This is a genomic window from Catellatospora methionotrophica (assembly GCF_011297335.1).
Taxonomy (GTDB): domain Bacteria; phylum Actinomycetota; class Actinomycetes; order Mycobacteriales; family Micromonosporaceae; genus Catellatospora; species Catellatospora methionotrophica.
Window position 1 is genome coordinate 1,422,276 of sequence record NZ_JAAOTJ010000001.1, and the last position, 18,794, is coordinate 1,441,069.

An 18,794-nucleotide genomic window follows, 5' to 3' on the forward strand; every position below is an offset into this window, starting at 1 on the left:
GGATACCTCCGATCGGTCTTAAGCGGACGGGTCCAGGACGGCGGCCGGCGCCTGCGGGCCCGGCTGCTCCCTACGGCCCGAGTGGCGCAGCACCTTGAGCACCGTGCTGGGGCGGAACAGCCGCTGCGGCGGGTCGATGAGCCCCGCCGTGCGGAAGAAGGCATTGGTGACCTCGCCGTCGTGCACGGCGGCGGCCTGCACCCTGGCCATGTAGGCGTTGGCGACGCGGGTCTTGAGCGAGCGGCGTCCGGGCACCTCGGGGTAGCCCAGGTCCGCGCCCGCCGACACCTCCCACGGCGCGTCGATGTCGCGGGAGATGTCGGCGAAGAACTCCACCGCCCGCGGCTCGTGGCCGCGTTCCAGGTGCCTGCGCAGGGTCAGCGACTCCAGCGCCGCCACCGTCATGCCCTGGCCGTAGACCGGATTGAAGCTGCACACCGCGTCGCCCATCACCAGATACCCCTGCGGGAACCTGGTCAGCCGGTCGTAGCGCTTGCGCACGCTGGCCGGGAACCCGAACATGATCGGCTGGTCGACGGGTTCGGCGTCGCGGATCGCGGCGTACACCTCGGGAACCGGCAGCGACCGGGCGAAGGCGAGGAAGCCCTCCTGGTCGGTCGGCGGGTGATCGCCGAGCACGCCGGTCAGCGACAGCTCGACCCGGTTGTCGTCGCCGGGCAGGCGGTAGAAGAACCCGCCGCGCGGGTGCGACGGCGTCGCGACCGGGATGATCGCGATGTCGTCGCCGAACGGGTCGCTCTGCAGCTGGAAGTGCTGCGTCGTGTACGCCAGACCAATCTTGACCTTGTCCTCGCCGGGCCGGTCGTAGCCGTGCTCGGCCAGCCACGGCGGGGTCCGCGAGCCGCGCCCGGTGACGTCGATGACCAGGTCGGTGTCGATCACCTCGTCGGTGAAGGCGTCGTGCGCCCGCACCCGGGCCCCGGTCACCCGGGAGTCGTCGGCGGAGAACACCAGCCCCAGCACGTCGTGCCGCTCCCGCAGCACCACGTTCGGGATCTTCAGCACCCGCTCGCGCAGGTGGAACTCCAGCACCGGCCGGGTCGCGGGCACCGAGACCAGCCCCGACACGGCCTTGCGCAGCTGCCGGCCGTTGAAGTACCAGCGGATGTCCTCGTTGACGTCGCCGGGCACCACGCCCGCCACCCGCAGCTCCTCTGTCAGACCGGGAAAGTGCTGCTCGAAGATCTGCTGGCCGCGGGCGATGAGCCCGTGCGCGTGCCCGCCGTGCGGCACGCCCCGCCGGGTCTGCCGGACGCCGCGCACCTCGTCGCGCTCGACCATCACCACCTCGCGGTAGTGCTCCGACAGCACCCGGGCCGCGAGCAGCGCTGCCATGCTGCCGCCCAGCAGCAGCACCCGATCACCTATCAGCTTGCCCATCGTCGGCCTCCCGGTCCGCCAGGAGGTCAGATGTAGAGGGTGTTGGGTTCGAGGCCGGCCAGGATGCGGCCGTACAGCTCGTAGTTGGTGTCCGGGTGAAGGATCGCGTGCAGGCTCAGCGCCTCGATGTCGCGGGCGATGCGCTGCAGGGACACCCCGTTGTAGATCGACGACGCGCCGCTGGCCGACTTGAGCGTGTCGATGGAGCCCTTCGCGAGCTCGACCATGCGGCCCAGGTCGGCCCGGACCCGCGCCCGCTCCTCCAGCGTCCAGGCCTGTCCGGCCCGGCTCTTGGCGTCCAGGGTCGACGCGGCCCGGTCGGCGTGGAACTCGGCCTCGTCGAGCTTCAGGACGGCCTCGGCGACCTGCAGGTGGGTCAGCGGCGCCTCGCGCTGGCTCTCGTACGCCGTGTAGGTGATCTTCCGGCTGGGCAGCCGCTCGAAGAACGCCTCCTTGGCCGCCTGCGCCAGGCCCAGCACGGTGCCCGCGGTGGTGGTGGCCGCGGTGAGCAGCATCGGCGTCCGGTAGACCGCACTGTCGGCGTTGGCCTTGGACGCGTAGATCTCGTGCAGGACCGGGCCCATCGGCAGCAGGCGGTGCGCCGGGATGAACAGCTCCCGCGCCGCCGTGGTGACACTGCCGGTGCCGCGCAGGCCGCTGGTGTGCCAGTCGTCGATGATCTGCAGCTCCGAGGTCGGGGCCAGCGCCATCACCGGGGCCATCTGCCCGTCGGGCATCGGCGCGACAACGATCAGGGAGTTCCAGTCGCTCTGCAGCGCGCCGGTGTTGAACTGCCAGCGGCCGTTGACGACCAGGCCGCCGTCGGCGGGGGTGCCCATGCCACCGGGGCTGAGCAGGCCGCAGACGCGGGCGTCGGGGTTGGCGAAGACCTCGTCCTGGGCCTCGTCCGGGAACAGGCCGACCAGCCAGGAGCAGATGCTCCAGACCGACAGGGTCCAGGCGGCGGAGCCGTCACCGCGGCCGACCTGGGTGATGACCTCCTTGACGGTGCTCAGGTCGGCCTCGTGGCCGCCGTAGCGCTGCGGGGCGCGCATCCGCAGCAGGCCCGCCGTACCGAAAGCCTCGATGATCTCGTCGTGCAGGCGGCGGTTCTCCTCCGACCAGGCGGCGTGCTTGGCGATGAGCGGGGCGATCTCCGCGGCGCGGGCGACGAGATCCTCGCGCGAAGTGGTGGTGTCCATGACTGGTGTCCTCCCAGGGCTGGTCAGCCGCGCATCCATCGACGCTCGGCGCTATAAGACCCTGGCATCCGGCGGTCGTCCGCCGCATCTTCCTAAGTGCTTTGTCTAGGGGCTGACATGCGCGTTCGTACCGCGGGCGGCCGCGTCGGGCCGTCCGCTGCGCACCGCCGGCGGTCAGGACGGCAGGTGCATCGTGCGCTCGAACGCCGGCAGCAGCCACGGGCGGCGGCCGCCCAGGCGCACCTTGCCGGTCAGCGCCGCGCGGGCCTTGCTCACCCGCCCGAACAGCATCAGATTCAGCGTCGGCGGGTCGAAGGCCAGCCGCACGTCGGCCCGCGGGTCGGGGTCCTCGACCGTCACCGCCCCGTCGGTGAGCACGAGCATCGCCGGAGTGGTGTACGGCGAGCGGAAGTCCACGGCGATGCGGCCGGGCCGCACCGGCGCGCCGTGATCGAGCAGCGCGCCGTAGCCGCCACGGGTGACCCCGAGCAGGAACAGGTCGAAGAACTGGCCCGCCAGCAGCGGGTCCATCGGCCACGGGGTGCGGGTCGCGCGGGCGATGTCCCAGCCGTGCACCACCAGCTCGTTGATCATGTGGGCGACCAGGCCCGCGATCGTCAGCCGGGAGCCGCCCAGCCAGCCGACCTGCTCGGACGGGTCGCGGGTGGCGGCGGCCGCGACCAGCTCGTCGGCGTACCAGCGCAGCTGCTCGCACAGCACCGGCACGTCGCGGCCCGTGAAGTGCGCCAGCACCGCGTGGTTGGTGTCGGCGACGGTGTCCACGTTGGTCGCCGCGACCAGATCAAGCGCGCCCGGCATGTGCGCGTCCAGGTCGGTGCGCCCGACCAGGACCGCGTCCAGCAGCATCAGGCTGACCAGGTGCGCGACCGTGTCGGCGATGGTCCAGTCGGCGGTCACCCTGGTCTGCGGCGGATGCGCCGAGGCCAGCGCGATGAGGCGGTCGGTGACCTGCGGCAGCGCGCGGCTGACCAGGTCCCAGGCGGCGGGGTCGACGGGCACGATCGGCATGCCCTCCAGCATGGGCGGGGGCGCGGCGGGCCCGCATACGCTGGATTGCTCAGTTGCGCGCGAACGGCGGTGGCGCGGAACCCCCAGGCCCGCACCACCGCCGCCGCCACCGCTCGGGTGAGGTCGGGTCAGCCCGTCGTCGCCGCGGCGGCCGGGACGGCCGGCTTGCCGCGCTCGCGGAACCACTTCATCCACCAGTACATGCCGCGGGCGAGGCAGACGAGCGTCACGGCGAAGAACAGGGTGTAGACGATGTTGAACTGCATCAGCACGCCGTACACGATCGCGACGCTGGAGCCGAACATGAACTGCCACTTGAACGGGCCGGGTGTGGTGCCCGGGTCCGTGATCATGTAGTTGGTGAACAGCACGAACGCCACCCCGGTCATCGGCGCCAACGCCGCCCACAGCGCGACGTCCCAGACGAAGTGCCGGATCAGTGCCTGGATCACGAACGCGCCCATCCAGCCCATGATCAGGCCGACCTTCTTGGTCAGCATCGCGTTGAGCACCGTGCCCGCCGTGATGATGATGAGCGGCACCATGATCCGGATGACGTCGGGCACGTTCTCCGTGAAGTGGTACGGCGGCGCGACGTTGACCCAGGCGAACGCGAGCAGCGTGATGGTGATGCCGAAGTTCGACGGGTTCATGAAGTGCCGCATCCGGCCGTTGATCGGCGCCTGCAGCACGTACTTCTGCCCCACGGCCACCACCACCGCGAAGGCGATGGGCCAGAACAGGTCGTTGGCGTACAGCAGCATGTTCGCCGCCAGCGCCGTGATGTGGGTGGGCAGCAGGAACGTGTACAGGCCCCAGACGCCGTTGCCCCGGTACCCGACCGGGCGCTTCTGCGCCCACGCCTGGATGCGCTCGCTGACCAGCTCGGTGCTGTAACCGACGGCCAGGGCCAGGAACGGCCAGGCCCACGGCTGCTCGAAACCGAGCACGGTGTAGCCGAGGATGTTGAAGATGGACATGGAGATGGCGAAGTTGCGCAGGGCCTTGTAGCGGGGATCGGCGTTGTCGACCCGGGGGGCCTTGGCCACCGTGGGCATCGTGGTCGCGGGCGTGGCCGCCGGGCGGGCGGCGGTGGTCACCGGTTTCTTGATGGTGATCGCCGGTGTGGTCACTCTCTCGGCGTGCGTCATCGCGCCGCCACCTCCTGTGCCTTGTCGGTGAGGGTGAGGTCGTGCCAGCCGGCGGCCAGGTCCAGGCGGCTGCTGTGCGGGTTGCCGTTGAGGTCGCGCCAGCTCAGCTCGACCGACACCGGCTTACCGCCGGCGTTGCCGAGCCCGAAGAAGACCTCGAAGCTGCGCTTGCCGGAGTGGCCGCCGCCGCCGTCGAGCTGTGCCACGTGGGTGGCCCCGTCGGCGGTGGTCAGCTTCGCCACGGCCCCGTAGGCGGGCGTGCCGGGAGCCCCGGCGCCGGTCGTCGGGCGGTACAGGCGCAGGCCCAGGTAGTCGCCGCGCTTGGTGGTGTCGTTGCGGAAGAACTGCGGCGCGCCCCACTGCCGGGCGATCATCAGATCCTGGTCGCCGTCGTTGTCGACGTCGGCCACGGCGATGCCGCGCGACGGGGTGGGGTCACCCAGCCCGAGGTCGTCGGCGAGGTTGACGAACTTCTCGCTGCCGTCCTCGCGGACCCAGAAGCCGATCGGCTGGCTGCCGGAGATGTCGTCGCCGGGCATCGCCTTGGGCCACATGTCCGGCTCCTGCAGCAGCAGGTCGTTGGTCATCGCCAGTTCCTGCAGCCAGTTGAATCGGTTGATGGTGCCCTTGACGAAGCCGCAGGCCTGCACGACGGCGAGCCGGCCGCTGTTGTCGAAGTCGGCCATCTTGGCGTCCCAGCCCCAGCCGACCCAGGCCATGTTCATCGCGGAGGCCTTGTTCACGAACGGCGCGTCGCCGCGCGACATGCGGGCCCTGGCGTCGGCGGCGTCAGCGGCGTCGTTGCGCCACACCATGTTGCTCTCTTCCAGGCCCCACTCGGCGGTGATGTTGCTGACGAACATGTCGAAACGGCCGGTGCTCGCCAGGTCGCCGAACTCGATCGACATGCCCTTGAACGAGTCGTGGCCCAGGACCAGCGACTTCGGGTCGAACGGCCCGCGGCTGCCCTCGATCAGCTTGAACTTGATCTTTCCGGGGGTGGACACGTTGTGGAACATCCGGTCGTTGCCGAAGTCGTTGGCCAGGTACAGCTCCGGCAGCTGGTCGCCGTCGAGGTCGGCCGAGGCCGCCCCCAGCGTCCAGCCGGTCGCGAACTCGGGGGCGATGGCGACCTGCTCCTCGAACCGCGCGCCCTTGGCGGTGGCCGAGACCCAGCGCATGATGTGCGCGCCGCCCGCGTTCTGCGCCCGCGACATGGAGTGGTTCATCTGCACGCCGGGCTGGCCGTTCGGGTCCAGCACCTGGGTGTCGGGGAAGTAGTTGAACACGCCGATGTCGGCGTGGCCGTCACCGTCGAAGTCCGCGACCGCGACGGCGTTGGTGTTCCACAGCTTGCCGTGGTACTTGCCGTCCGGCGACGGGAGCTGCTCCAGCAGCTCGGTGGCGGTGAAACAGGGCCGCGCCAGCGGGTCCCGGCCACCGTTGTGGATGAACAGCACCGGGGTCCGGCCCCAGTAGTAGACGAGCAGGTCGTTCCACCCGTCGAGGTTGAAGTCACCTGGTACGCAGCCCATCGGCGCGCTCGTGTCGCTGATCGGCAGCGGCGCGGTGTCCAGCACGAACGGGGCGTAGGACTGGCCGCTGCCCGGCGCCGGGGTCACCACGACCGCGTCGGTGCGGGTGTCGACCAGGCACAGGTCGTCGGCCTTGCCGCCGCCGTCGAGGTCGTTGACGCTGATGGCCGCGCCGACCGACGACACCCACGACTTGATGTGCTCGTACTTGGGGTTGACCTCGCGCACGTGGTTCTCCGGCAGGCCGGGCGGCAGCGCGATCGGCTGCTCGGTGAACGTGAAGCGCGAGGCCAGGTCCGCCCGGTCGGCTGCCGACGCCTCGGGCAGCTGGGCGGCCACGAACAGCGTGCCGACCAGTGCGAGGACGAAGGCGGCGGGTGCGAGCCGGCGGAGCACGCCGGGTTTCTGGGACATAGGGTCTCCTCGAAGGACGGCCCCACCGCCGGAGCACGGCGGCGATCCGCGTCACGCGGAACAGGGCTGCAGGTGGAAGCCACACCAGGTCGGCTGCCGGCGGTGCTGAGAACCGTCCGGCTGCCGCATCCGGCTCACGCCATCGTGGCGGCCGGACGGTCGGCATGTCTTCTCAAGAATTGCGCTCAGATCCCATCGCGGAATAGTCGCAATTTTGAAGTGGTCCACATCGCGCACGACTCATGAATAGTCCGGCACAAGGCCTGAGAATCACCGCGCAATAGCGTCGCCGACCAGCCTGCAATGGGTACGCCGGCGGCTCACACCCGGCTCGGCACAGCGGGACGGCTCACTGCGGCGGGTCGGCGGGCTCGCCGAGGACCTCGGCGAGCCGGTGCTGCAACGCCATGCGCCGCATGATGTCGAACGCGACGTCGAAGAGCACGATGCGGGCCACCAGGAGCACGGCGTCGCCGGAGCCCGTGGCGCGGTCGAGCGACTGGGTGGCGAGCTTCTCGGCGACCTCCGCGTAGGGCGCCAGCTCCTCGGCGACGCACGGCACGCCGAGGGCGCGCAGGGCGGCCAGAGCCTGGATCAGGCTCTCCCGCTCCGGCCCGGACCGGCCGACACGCCAGCCCAGCCGCTGCAGCATCCTGTCCACGCCGGGCGCGACGCTGTCGTAGGCCTCGCGGTCCGCAGGCGGGCCCGCGTGCTCGGCCAGCAGCGCCCGGTTCACCACCCGCACCAGTTCCGGTGGTGGCAGCTGGTCGCTGTCGACCGCCGCCAGCACCTCTCGCACCGACGCCAGGCTCATCATGCCCGCGCCCGTGAGCAGGCGGATCAGCCGCAGCCGGGTGAGGTGGGTCGTGTCGTACTCAGCCTGGTTACGGGCGGTCGGTATGCCGGCGGGCAGCAGCTGCTCGCGCACATAGAACTTGATCGTGGGAATCGACACACCACTCAGCCTGCTGAGCCTTGAGATTTTCATCGACCACCATCTCTTTAAGCTGGTCGACCCATGCTGTCACGGAAGATCGAAGACTGGCAAGGCTCGCGATATCGCTGACCGCTCAACAGATAGGCGCGCCCGCATCGATGCCCGGCCACCACCGCGCCCCCGCGCGGCCGCCTCTGCTCGTCCCGCAATCACTCATCCTCGAACGTCCACGATGTGGGATTCGGAGCACTCCAGGACCCGGTCGCCACCGCGACAGCCTAACCCAGGCTGCCCCAAGGTAGCCGGACAACTACTGCGCGTCACCATGCCGTATCGCGCCCCGTCGCCTTCACCTGCACGGACACCCGGCAGGCGCCGCGGCAGCCGCCATTCGCGCTAGCACTCCGTGAGCCGAGTGGATAGTGGCAAGCGCAGCCTTTCTCTGTCCACAATGTTGCTCTGTTTTGGACGGAAGTCGCACCACGCAACGTGAATACCCTGATCACAGCCCGTAGATTTCCTCACGCCCGAACGCCCGTACGACGGAACGCGATCCGCCGATCGGTCGACCCGTTGCCCCGATCAGCCACCTTCCCTAGCATCGACAGCTATTGACGTCAGGCCGGTATGGGCAGACGGAGGAGACAGCCGTCAATTCCCTTGTCCACCCACTGTCCATCCTCCAGAAAACCGTTGGAAGCAACCGCGAAACAAAAGCGACACGCTATTCGCGGATCGGTGACACCGCTCGCGAGTCGACCGCGGCGGATCGCGAAAAAGGCACGGCCGGCACCTCGTATCGCCATGGGCACACACGCCAAGAACGGGAACCAAGGGAGTCGCAATGGACAGCACAGCCGAGCGGGCGGTCAAACGGGTCATCTCCGTCATGGAGACCAGCCTCGACGAGCAACTGACGATCGACGACATGGCAAAGGTGGCCATGTTCAGCAAGTTCCACTTCTCGCGGATCTTCCAGCGGGTGACCGGCATCTCGCCCGGCCGCTTCCTGTCCGCGCTGCGCCTGCAGCAGGCGAAGCAGCTACTCGTGTCCACGTCGTTCAACGTCTCCGACATCAGCCTGCGCGTGGGCTACACCAGCGTGGGCACGTTCAGCTCCCGCTTCACCCGCAGCGTCGGGCTGTCGCCGACCACGTACCGCAAGCAGCGCGGCATCACCACGCACATCGCATCCGGCGGCGGCTACACGGCCCCGGACGCGCTGGCCACCGTCCGCGGCGTGATCCGCCCCCACTACGGCGACCAGCGCGAGCTCATCTTCTGCGGGCTGTTCCGCGACCGCATCCCCGAAGGGCGGCCGATCAGCTGCACGGTGCTGCACGAACCCGGCCCCTACCTGCTGGAGAAGGTGCCGCCGGGGATGTGGTACCTGCTGGTGCACTCCGTGCCGGTCGGCAGCCCCTCGCTGGGCAAGGCCGTCGCCGCCGACGTCGCCGTCGGCACCCACGGGCCGCTGACCGTACGCCGCGGCGCGATGATCGACGGCGCTGACATCGAGCTCAAGCCCGCCAGCGCGCTCGACCCGCCGGTACTGATGGCCCTGCTCGACGTACGCACCGCCGCCCTGCAGCGCATGGCCGCCCGCGCCCAGGCCGGGGGTCAGCCGCCGCGTCTCGCCGAGCCGGCGGCGGGCTGACGAGCCGCGGGTCACGGCCACCGCGCCGCGGCCCGCCGCCTGCCGCCGGCACTTCCGAGGTCTCCCCACCGTCGTGTCATGGACGACGGCCGGGAGACCTCAGCCATGTCCGGGCCCGGCGGGCCGACCGCCGCCGGGCACGGCTGTGGCCGCACCCGGTCACCGGGTGCGGCCACAGGCCTGATCAGCGCGCCGACCGTACCGTCATCGGCAGCCCGCCGCGGATCCGCAGCGACAGCATCGGCTCCGGCACCACCTCGTAGCCTGGCGCCCGCTCCAGCCGCAGCTCGCGGGCCAGCAGCGCGATGACGAAGGTCGCCTCCATCATGCCGAGGTGGTTGCCGACGCAGAAGCGCGGCCCCGCCCCGAACGGGATGAACGCATACCGCGGCCGCTCACCGCTGCGCGACGGATCGAACCGGTCCGGGTCGAACCGGGTCGGGTCCTCCCAGAACCGCGGATGCCGGTGCAGGGTGTACGGGCTGATCAGCACGTCCGCCCCGGCCGGCACGTGGTAGCCGCCGACCTCGTCGTCGGCCAGCGCGATCCGCGGCAGCAGCCACACGGGCGGGTACATCCGCATGACCTCCTCCACCACCATCGCCGTGTAGCGCAGCTGGTGCAGGTCCTCGTACTCCGGCAGCCGGTCGCCGAGCACGCGCACCGCCTCGTCGTGCAGCCGCTGCCATACCTGCGGATGCTCGTCGATGAGATACAGCGTCCAGCTCAGCGTGCTCGCGGTCGTCTCGTGCCCGGCCAGCAGCAGGGTCACCAGCTCGTCGCGCAGCCGCATCCGACCCACGCCGGGATCGGTCTCCTGGTCGGTCGACACGATCAGCCGCGACAGCACGTCGTCGCGGTCCTCGGTGCGGGCCCGCCGCTGCTCCACGAGCTGGTCGACGATGCCCTCCAGGTTCTGCCGGGCCTGCCGGAAGCGCCGCTGGCGCGAGGTCGGCAACCAGGCCGGCACCGCGCTGAGCGTCTCCAGCTCGTACATCGCCTGGTCCTGCACCACGCCGAACATCGCCCCGATCGAGGCGAACGTGCCCAGGTCGGCGTCGAGCAGGGTGCGCCCGAGCACGCCCAGGGTCAGCCCGGTCATCTCCCCCACGACGTCGACGGGGCCCTGCCCCTCGAACGTGCGGAGCTGGGTCACCAGCGCCTGCGCCTCCAGCGCGATCGCCCCGGCCTGCGCGGCTATGCGCTTGCTCTGGAACGCCGGCTGGATGACCTTGCGCTGCTTGCGCCACAGCTCGCCCTCGCTGGTCAGCAGCCCGTCGCCGAGCGCGCGGCGGGCGTGCACCAGACCGATGCCCTTGTGGTAGTTGGCGGCGTTGTCGGCCAGCACATGCTTGGCGTGGTCCGGGTGGTTGAACAGGTAGAGCGTCTTGTGGCCCACCGGGATGCGCGCCGCGTCGCCGTACTGCCCGGCCGCCTCGGCCAGCATGCCGAGCCGGTCGCGGTTCATCACGGACAGCCAGCGCAGTGCGGCCGCCCGGGACGGGCCCGGCGGCGCCGTCGGCCGCCGGGCTTGCGTGGTCGTCATGCCTTCACCTCGTGGTCAGGTTCGATCTGCCGGAACTTGCCCTGCAGGAACAGCAGGGCGGCGTCGTTCTCGCCGCGCCGCAGCGCCACGGCCTCGGCCAGGAAGATCGTGTGGTCTCCCCCGTCGTAGGCGTGGCGCACCTCGCACTCGAAGTGCGCCAGCGCCTCGGCCAGCAGCGGCGCGCCGGTGCGCGGGCCGGGCACGCAGTCGACGTCGTCGAACTGGCGTCGGCCCATCGGCCGGCCCCGGTCGGCGAAGTAACGGGCCAGCCGCGCCTGGTGGGCGGCCAGCACCGACACCGCGAACGTCCCGGTGGTGCCGAGCAGGTTGTGCATGACCGCCTCCCGGCCGACGCAGATCAGCACCAGTGGCGGATCCAGCGACACGGTCGTGAAGGAGTTGGCGGTCATGCCGTGGGGCGTGGCACCACCGACGGTCACCACGGTGACCCCGGTGGCGAACGTTCCGAACGCGCGCCGCAGCGAGACCCTGTCTGTCGCGCTGACGTGCGGCGTGGCCTGCGTGTTCACGTACGCCTCCATGGTCAGCTCCGGACCGTGCTGAGCAGGTACGGCTCCAGGGCGCGCGCCAGCGGTTCAGGCACCCGCGCCGGAACGGTCCGGGTGTTCGGGCCGCGCATGCACGCCACCCGCTGGTTGCCGCGGGCGATGAGCGTCTCGCCGCCCGCCGGGTCCAGCCGTACGTAGTCGAAGCCGAACTGGAGCTGCGTCTGGCCCAGCTCGACCAGCCGCATCCGGATCGACAGCTCGTCGAACGCGGTGATCTCGGCGTAGAACTCGCAGTCGACCTTCAGCGTGAACAGCTTGAGGTCGTCCTGCAGGTCGGCCAGGACCTCGGGGGCCCGCTCCTTGAGGAACATCTCCCGGCACCGGCCCTGCCAGCGCAGGTAGTTCACGTAGTACACGTTGCCCACGATGTTGGTCTCCTCGAAGCCCACCGTGTGCCGGTATTCGAAGTAGCCCTCCACGATCACTTGCCCCCCTCGGTCAGGACGGCGAACACGACCTGGTCCGCGACGTCACGAAGCGTGGTGGCGAGGCTCGCCACCCGCAGGCTCCCGCAGGCGAACACGACCCAGCCCGGCCGCGGCGACGACAGCAGCGTCAGCGGGTCGTGCACGGTGCGGCCGGCCTTCTGCAGGCACTCCAGCGCCGACCAGACCCGCGTCGCGGAGACGTCCGCGGGCTCGCCGACCGCCGCCGCCACCTGCCAGGCCAGTTCGGTGTGCCGACCCAGCAGGCCCTGCCACACCCCGCGGTCGCGGGCCGTGACCGGCTCGACGTCACAGCCGAGCGCGCCCGTACCGGCGACGGCCAGGGTCACCCCCGCGCCGTGCGAGGCGGCCACGGTGTGCCCACCGCTCACCTCCGGGCGGCCGTCGCCGCGGTAGGCCACGGTGACCGGGCGGGCCAGCGCACGGCTGAGTGCCGTCGCGGTGCCCACCCGGCGGCGGACCACCAGGTCGCCGTCGCCGCCGTCACCATCGGGTTCGACGGCCACCGCCACGTCGGCGGCGACCAGGTCGCCCAGCGCCCGCTCCAGGTACGGCCCGACCAGCGGAGCCACCCACGGACCGGCACCGTCGCTCTTGCGTACGGCCCGCAGCCGCAACCCGTCCCAGCGCTCCAGCACCGTGCCCGCCCCGTCGCGCAGCACGATGTCGTAGACGTAGCTGTCGCCGTCACGGGACCGCTCGGTCGCGGTGTAGCGCAGGCCGGGCGCGGTGAACATCGCCGCACCGGCCGGGTGGATCCGCTCGACGCCCTGCGGCAGCAGCGTCGCGTCCGGGACGCACACCTGGTTGCCATGCATCAGCGCGTCGCGCACCCCCGGGTCGCCCAGCAGCAGCGTGCCCGGCAGGTAACCGGCGAACCAGGACGTGTCCGCGTCGGCGGCCAGGTCGGCGTCGACCCGGCGGGCCGCCGCGTGGTGGTAGCCGCGCAGCCGCTGGAAGCGACCGCCCTGGAACAGCACCGGCCCGTACAGGTCGGCGGCCGGGTCCAGCGAGGACTTCGGCAGGTCGGCGTCGACCTGCTCCGGCGGGCCGTCCGGCGCCGCGCCGGGGTCCAGCCGCAGCCGCGCCCGGAAGTGGTCCGCGGCGAACCCGGTCTCCTCGCTGTGGATCGCGACCTCGACGGTGTCGGCGCCGGTCAGCACCGCGGCGACCCGGATCCGGGTGGACCCGTCCGGCGGCACCACGATCGGCCGCAGGAACTCCGCCTGCTCGATCACCGGCGCGGTCGCCCGCCCCGTCATCGCGGCCGTCACCTGGGCCATCGCCTCCATGCCGAACACCGCCGGGAACAGCAGGTTGCCGTCCAGCAGGTGGTCGGCCAGGTACAGGTCACTGCCCGCGCTGAGCTCGACCTCGGTCACCAGCTCGACGCCGTGGTAGCGCAGCAGCGGCCGGCCGACGAACCGCAGCAGCGGCAGCTCCGGCAGGTCGTAGCGCACGGTGTCGATGCCCTCGGTGCGGCCGCTGATCACGGTCACCGGCGCGGTGTCCGGGTCGGCCAGCAGCCGGCGCAGGATCGCGATGCCCTGCTCCGGGGTGACCGGCGTGACGCCGTCGCGGGTCAGCGACTCCACGACCGACAGCCGCTCGCCCATGCCGACGCCCGACCAGACCGACCATTCCAGGCACAGGCTGCGGCACTGCGGGTGCTCGCGGCCCACCTGCTCGGTCAGGTCGGCCAGCCACTCGTTGGCGGTGGCGTAGTGGGCTTCCCCACGCAGACCGGCCCGCCCGATGATGCTGCCCAGGGTCACCAGCAGTTTCAGCTGGCCGGGCCCGACCGCCGCCAGCACCGCGCGCAGCCCGTCGACCTTCGGCGCGAACGTCGCCCGCACCGTGTCCATCTCCAGGCCCGCGATCCCGGCGGGCTCGTTGCGGCCCGCCCCGTGCAGGATCGCCGTGACCTCGCCCAGCTCGTTGATCAGCTCGCCGACGGCGCGCTGAACCGAGTCAGGGTCGGTGACGTCGGCGCAGGCGTACGCGACCTGCAGCCCCCGGGCGCGCATGCGCTCCAGGTTCGCCGCCAGGTCGGCGTCCTGCGCCGGGTCCGAGCGGCCCATCAGGGCCAGCGACGCGCCGCTGTCCTCGGCCATCGCCATGGCGCACTCGGCGGTGATGCCCTTGCCGCCGCCGGTGACCAGCAGCACGTCGGTCTCGTCGAGCGCCTTGATCGTGCGCTCGGGCTCGACCGGCATGACGCGCAGCGTCGGCACCCGTCGCACGCCCTGGGCGTCGTAGAACACCTCGGCGAAGCGCGCCGTCGCGGCGACCTCGTCGATGACCCGCTCGACCGCGTCCGGACCGACCGGCACGTGCACGATCGTGGTACGCAGCTGCGGTGCCTCCAGGTGCAGCGTCTTGGCCATACCGGCGGCTCCGCGATCGTGCTGCACCAGTACGAACCGGTGACCGGGCGCGCCCGGCAGTGCCGCCTTGGCTCCCGCCAGGGCGAGCCCCACCTGCTCCTCGGTGCAGCCTGCGGGCAGGCAGACCAGCACGCCGCCGCCGACGCCCGCGCTCTGCAGGCGCACCCGCAGCCCCTCGGCGAACTGGTCGCCGTCGGCGGCGAACAGCCGCCACTCGCCGTCGGCCTCGCGGGCCGCCCGCGTCGGGCGGGGCAGCTCGTCGAGGTCGAGCGACCACGGACGGGCCCACGGGGCCGCCCCGTTGATCACGGCCGCGCTGGCGGTGTCGCCGGAACCGGCGGTCTGGGCCAGCTCGTACATGGTGTCGGCGAGCTGGCGTACCGTCGCGGTGGCGAAGTTGGTCGGGGCCTGCGCCGCCGCCACGCCCAGCTGGGTCGCCATCTGGTTGACCAGCTGACCGACGGTGATCGAGCTCAGGTGCAGGTCGTCGAGCAGCCGGCTGTCCGGCCCGACCAGCTCCAGCGGCAGCTCGGCCCGCTCGGAGGCGATCCTGCGCAGCAGCTCCAGGCTCGACTCCGCAGTCAGCTCCGTCTCGGCCGGGCCAGCCTGCCGCTCGACCGCCGCGACGGCCGCGCGGGCGCTGCGCGCCACGTCGAGCTGCGGGGCCGACTCGCACGGGTTGGCGAAGAACCGGAACTCGGTGCCGACCTGCAGCGGACGCAGCACCCGGCCCTGGAACAGCGTGCCGTCGACCTCGCAGGCCCCGGCGACGAACGCGGCGCCGACCACGGACAGCAGCCCGGCCAGCGACTCGTCGTCGGTGTCCAGCGCGACCGCGGGCACGTCGGTGGCCGCGGCCGCCAGGCCGGACAGCACCCGGCCCGGTCCGACCTCGACGAACAGGTCGACCTCCTTGGCGGCCCGGACGACCGCCTGGCTGAACAGCACCGGGTCGGTGATCTGGCGGTGCAGCAGGGCGGGCACGTCGGTGTCGGCGGCCAGCACGTCACCGGTGACGGTGGATACGATCCGCCGGGTCACCGGCTCGAACGCCAGCGCGTTCAGGCTCTTGCCGAACGCGTCGGCGGCCGGGGCGACCAGCGGCGAGTGGAAGGCGTGCGACACCCGCAGGCGCATGGCGTTCCAGCCGCGTTCGGTGGCGGCCTGGATGATCTGCTCGATCGCCTCGACGGTGCCCGCGACGACGGTCTGCTGGGGGCCGTTGTAGCCGCCGATGACCACGTCGGTGCCCTCGATCAGCTGCTCCACCTGCTCCGGGCTGGCGGCGATGCCCGCCATGGTGCCCGAGGAGCTGTGCCGGCCCATCGTCGAACCGCGTACGGCGGCGACGTCGAGCAACGTCTGCTCGTCCATCGCCCCGGCCCACTGCAGGGCCGCGATCTCGCCCAGGCTGTGCCCGACGGCGACGACGGCCTCGACGCCCAGCGCCGACAGCACCCGCAACCCGGCCATCGAGCCGGTGACGATGCGCGGCTGGGCCACCTCGGTGGCGACGACGTCCGCGCCGGTCGGCAGGGCCGCCCGGACGTACACCTCCTCGGCCTCGGCGAACCTGCGCCGCATCGCGCCGCCGCTGACCCCGCGCCCCGAACCCTGGCCCGGGAACAGGAAACCGATCCGGCCCGGCCCGGCCGCATGCCCGAGGAAGCTGCGGCCGTCGGCGGCGAACACCGACGTCTCGCCCGCGTCGAGCCGGTCGAGCAGGGACCGCAGGCGGCGCTCGGCGTCCTCAGGGTGCGACACCACGACCGCGGCCCGGTAGGGCAGGCCGCGCAGTTCCCGGTGCAGGGTCGCGGCCAGGTCCGACAGCTGCGCGTACGACACCTGCGGGACGAACTCGACCAGCCGGGTCAACCGCTCGCGCAGCTCGGCTGGCGAGCCCGCGTCGACGGCCAGCAGCTCGACGTCCTGCAGCGAGGCGGCCAGCGCCTGGGTGCGGGTGTCGAAGCTGGTGCGGCGGCGCGGGTTGGTGTTCTCCAGCACGATGTGGGTGTTGATGCCGCCGAAGCCCATCGCGGTGATGCCCGCGCGGGTCGGCTGGCCCTTCGGGAACGGCTCGGCCTTGCGCAGCACGCGCAGCTGCGCGCCCTCCTCGCCGACCAGCTCGTGCGGGTCGACGCAGCCGATCGCCGGAGGCAGCACGTGCTGGTGCACGGCCATCGCCGCCTTGATCAGCCCGGCGACGCCCGCGGCGGCCTTGGTGTGGCCGATCATGCCCTTGATGGAGCTGATCGCCGCCGGACCGGCCGGGTTGCCCGCCTCACGGGCCAGCGACAGCGCCCGCATCTCGGTGACATCGCCGACGGCGGTGCCGGTGCCGTGGCCCTCGAACAGGGCGACCGTGTCGATGCCGAACCCGGCCCGCTCGTAGGCCCGGCTCAGCGCCAGCTGGTAGCCGCTGACCTCGGGCCGGGTGATGCCGCCCTTGCCGTCGGAGGAGATGCCCCACCCGGCGACGGTGGCGTAGATGCGGTGCCCGGCCGCGCGCGCCTCGTCCTCGCGCATCAGCACGACCATGCCGCAGCCCTCGCCGGGCCAGAAACCGTTGGAGCCCTTGTCGTACACCTTCATCTCGCCGGTGGCGAGCGCACCCGTCTTGGCGAAGCCGATGATCTCGAACGGGTCGATGGACAGGTCCACGCCACCCGCGACGACGATGTCCAGCTCGCCGTCGACCAGGCCCTTGCACGCGGTCGCGACCGACAGCAGCGACGACGAGCAGGCCCCGTCGACGGTGTAGCCGCCGCCCTTGAGGTCGAAGTGGTTGCAGATGCGCCCGGCGATGGTGTTGGACAGGCCGCCGGCCAGGGTGTCCTCGTCGATCTCCGGGAACGGGGCCTTGAACGTCGCCTCGAAGTCGTCGAGGAACGTGCCGAGCTGGTCGTCGTCCCAGTCCTGCTCCTTGAGCGCCGCGGCGACCATGCGCCGTACGAACGGCCAGCGCAGGCGCAGCTGGTTGGCGCGGGAGAACTCGCCGGTGAGGCTGTTGCCGACGATGACGCCGGTGCGCTCGCGGGGCACCCCCTCGGCCATCGGGAAGCCCGCGTCGGCCAGCGCCATCGCGGCGACGTCCAGCGCGAGCCAGTGGGTCAGGTCGGTGGACCGGTACGTGCTGCCGGCGACCTTGTAGGCGATCCGGTCGAACTCGTACCCCTCGATCACCGCCGCGTTGCGGGCGTAGAACTTGTCCGGAGCCTTGGGGTCGGCGTCGTAGTAGTCGGCGAGCCGCATGCGCACGTCGGGCAGGCGGCGGAAGGCGCGGCGGCCGGACACCGCGTTCTCCCACAGCTCTCGGGGCGAGGTGGCGTCCGGGTAACGGCACGCCATTCCCACTATCGCGATCCTGGTCATCTGGGTTGGCCTTTCTGGTTCATGGCAGCGCACCGCCACGCGCGCCGGGTATGTAGCCGGGTGGTTCAGAACTGCCGCTGGGCCGCGAGGGCCTGGGCGATGCGGACGCGCCACACCTCCCACGACGGCGTCAGGCCGTCGTCGGTCAGGCCGATCAGGGCCTCGTCGGTGACCTCCTTGGCCCGTTCGGGGGTCATGCCGCAGAACACCTCGGTGGCGAGGCGGTTGTGCGGCACGACGAGCCCGGCGCGCACCCGGGCGCCGGCCGCGAAGGCCGAACCCTGCGCGATCTGCGGCCGGTAGTCGCGGCCCAGCTCCCAGAACGTGGTCAGCTCCTCGACGTCCGCGCCCCCGGCGTAGGTCGCCGCCAGGCCCGCGCCGCTGAACATGTCCGCGCGGCGCGGCTCCGGAAACCGGTTGATCATGCGGGCCACGAGTTCGGCGTCGGTGCCGCCGACGAACCACATCGCCCGGCCGATGCCCTGGTCGATGGCACGGTTGGCGTACCAGCCGAAGGTGCCGCCGGGCCAGGGGAAGTCGGCCTCCTGGTACTGGCCGTAGACGTAGCGGTCGGTCTGGAAGTAGGCCTGGTGGAAGCCGTACCCGTCGAGCACCAGCCAGCGCAGCAGCGGGTCGGGCGCGGTCAGCGATGACCAGCGGAACCGGGGCAGCCGTGCCATGGCCCAGCCGATGCCGACGTACGCCATGTAGACGTGCGGGTCGCCGGGGCCGTCGAGGAACTTCTGGACCAGGCCCCGCCCGCCGACCGGCAGGCCTTCGCGGACCGCGAAGCCCATGGCCGCACCCTCGTAGGCGAAGCCTTTGAAGCGGGTGGGCACGGTCTCCAGGTCGGCCTCGGCGTCGGCGACGGTACGCGCCTGCGCGGCGTAGCCGTAGCCAGCCAGGAAGCTGCTGCCGACGGTCTCCAGCAGCTGGCGGCCTTCTTCGCTCTTGACGTGGAACTTGCGGACATCCATCCGGGTGGCGGAGATGTCCGGGGTGAGGATGCGGCGGCGCAGCGCCCGGTAGATGCTCATGGGAACTCCCGAACCATCGACGATGGGTGATAGGTGCCGTTCCCTTGCCATCGTCGCAGCGGGTTTGGAACTTCCTCTTCTTCTGCATTGCCCTGGTCACAGAACGCAATT

The 18,794-nt window shown here is 71.5% G+C and carries 12 protein-coding genes; 1 reads left to right on the forward strand and 11 read right to left on the reverse strand.

The window, feature by feature from the left end; all coding sequences use genetic code 11:
* Nucleotides 1–18: 18 nt before the first annotated feature.
* From HAV40_RS06145 to HAV40_RS06170, 6 genes are all read right to left on the reverse strand, one after another.
* Nucleotides 19–1,401: an NAD(P)/FAD-dependent oxidoreductase gene (locus tag HAV40_RS06145; protein WP_166379758.1), complete on the reverse strand. Its 1,383-nt coding sequence runs from the start codon at nt 1,399–1,401 to the stop codon at nt 19–21.
* A 26-nt stretch (nt 1,402–1,427) separates the two neighbouring features.
* Nucleotides 1,428–2,603 (reverse strand): acyl-CoA dehydrogenase family protein, encoded by a 1,176-nt coding sequence (locus HAV40_RS06150; RefSeq protein WP_166379759.1) that lies wholly within the window; start codon nt 2,601–2,603, stop codon nt 1,428–1,430.
* Between the two features lie 174 nt (nt 2,604–2,777).
* Nucleotides 2,778–3,632 carry a maleylpyruvate isomerase N-terminal domain-containing protein gene (locus HAV40_RS06155; protein WP_166379760.1) on the reverse strand — a complete coding sequence of 285 codons (855 nt, stop codon included), beginning with the start codon at nt 3,630–3,632 and terminating at the stop codon, nt 2,778–2,780.
* A gap of 128 nt (nt 3,633–3,760) precedes the next feature.
* Complete coding sequence (locus HAV40_RS06160; RefSeq protein ID WP_409364973.1) at nt 3,761–4,783, reverse strand: enediyne biosynthesis protein; 1,023 nt, start codon at nt 4,781–4,783, stop codon at nt 3,761–3,763.
* The gene (locus tag HAV40_RS06165) at nt 4,780–6,732 is read right to left on the reverse strand and encodes a CRTAC1 family protein (RefSeq protein ID WP_166379761.1); all 1,953 of its coding nucleotides are present in this window, start codon (nt 6,730–6,732) and stop codon (nt 4,780–4,782) included. The genes HAV40_RS06160 and HAV40_RS06165 overlap by 4 nt, the downstream gene beginning before the upstream one ends.
* A 349-nt stretch (nt 6,733–7,081) precedes the next feature.
* Entirely contained in the window at nt 7,082–7,720 is a 639-nt protein-coding gene (locus tag HAV40_RS06170; protein ID WP_275413486.1) for a MerR family transcriptional regulator, read from the reverse strand.
* Between the two features lie 793 nt (nt 7,721–8,513).
* Between HAV40_RS06170 and HAV40_RS06175 the strand changes: the two genes are divergently transcribed.
* Complete coding sequence (locus HAV40_RS06175; RefSeq protein WP_166379763.1) at nt 8,514–9,326, forward strand: helix-turn-helix domain-containing protein; 813 nt, start codon at nt 8,514–8,516, stop codon at nt 9,324–9,326.
* Nucleotides 9,327–9,510: 184 nt separating this feature from the next.
* Here HAV40_RS06175 and HAV40_RS06180 read toward each other — a convergent pair whose 3' ends face one another.
* The 5 genes from HAV40_RS06180 to HAV40_RS06200 form a co-directional block, all read right to left on the reverse strand.
* A complete protein-coding gene (locus tag HAV40_RS06180) occupies nt 9,511–10,872 on the reverse strand; it encodes a cytochrome P450 (RefSeq protein ID WP_166379764.1) in 1,362 nt (453 codons plus the stop codon).
* On the reverse strand, nt 10,869–11,414 hold the full coding sequence (locus tag HAV40_RS06185) for a flavin reductase family protein (protein WP_166379765.1): 546 nt from the start codon (nt 11,412–11,414) through the stop codon (nt 10,869–10,871). The genes HAV40_RS06180 and HAV40_RS06185 overlap by 4 nt, the downstream gene beginning before the upstream one ends.
* A 2-nt stretch (nt 11,415–11,416) precedes the next feature.
* On the reverse strand, nt 11,417–11,860 hold the full coding sequence (locus HAV40_RS06190) for an acyl-CoA thioesterase (RefSeq protein WP_166380108.1): 444 nt from the start codon (nt 11,858–11,860) through the stop codon (nt 11,417–11,419).
* A 2-nt stretch (nt 11,861–11,862) separates the two neighbouring features.
* Complete coding sequence (locus HAV40_RS06195) at nt 11,863–17,646, reverse strand: type I polyketide synthase (RefSeq protein ID WP_166379766.1); 5,784 nt, start codon at nt 17,644–17,646, stop codon at nt 11,863–11,865.
* Between the two features lie 65 nt (nt 17,647–17,711).
* Nucleotides 17,712–18,683, reverse strand: a complete 972-nt coding sequence (locus HAV40_RS06200) for a DUF1702 family protein (RefSeq protein ID WP_166379767.1) — start codon at nt 18,681–18,683, stop codon at nt 17,712–17,714.
* Nucleotides 18,684–18,794: the final 111 nt, after the last annotated feature.

What these genes read in the sequence shown, in the direction of transcription:
- HAV40_RS06185 (WP_166379765.1), bottom strand. Translation starts at nt 11,414, where the DNA reads ATGGAGGCGTACGTGAACACGCAGGCCACGCCGCACGTCAGCGCGACA.
- HAV40_RS06175 (WP_166379763.1), top strand. Translation starts at nt 8,514, where the DNA reads ATGGACAGCACAGCCGAGCGGGCGGTCAAACGGGTCATCTCCGTCATG.
- HAV40_RS06160 (WP_409364973.1), bottom strand. Translation starts at nt 4,783, where the DNA reads ATGACGCACGCCGAGAGAGTGACCACACCGGCGATCACCATCAAGAAA.
- HAV40_RS06195 (WP_166379766.1), bottom strand. Translation starts at nt 17,646, where the DNA reads ATGACCAGGATCGCGATAGTGGGAATGGCGTGCCGTTACCCGGACGCC.
- HAV40_RS06155 (WP_166379760.1), bottom strand. Translation starts at nt 3,632, where the DNA reads ATGCCGATCGTGCCCGTCGACCCCGCCGCCTGGGACCTGGTCAGCCGC.
- HAV40_RS06180 (WP_166379764.1), bottom strand. Translation starts at nt 10,872, where the DNA reads ATGACGACCACGCAAGCCCGGCGGCCGACGGCGCCGCCGGGCCCGTCC.
- HAV40_RS06145 (WP_166379758.1), bottom strand. Translation starts at nt 1,401, where the DNA reads ATGGGCAAGCTGATAGGTGATCGGGTGCTGCTGCTGGGCGGCAGCATG.
- HAV40_RS06150 (WP_166379759.1), bottom strand. Translation starts at nt 2,603, where the DNA reads ATGGACACCACCACTTCGCGCGAGGATCTCGTCGCCCGCGCCGCGGAG.
- HAV40_RS06170 (WP_275413486.1), bottom strand. Translation starts at nt 7,720, where the DNA reads ATGAAAATCTCAAGGCTCAGCAGGCTGAGTGGTGTGTCGATTCCCACG.
- HAV40_RS06200 (WP_166379767.1), bottom strand. Translation starts at nt 18,683, where the DNA reads ATGAGCATCTACCGGGCGCTGCGCCGCCGCATCCTCACCCCGGACATC.
- HAV40_RS06165 (WP_166379761.1), bottom strand. Translation starts at nt 6,732, where the DNA reads ATGTCCCAGAAACCCGGCGTGCTCCGCCGGCTCGCACCCGCCGCCTTC.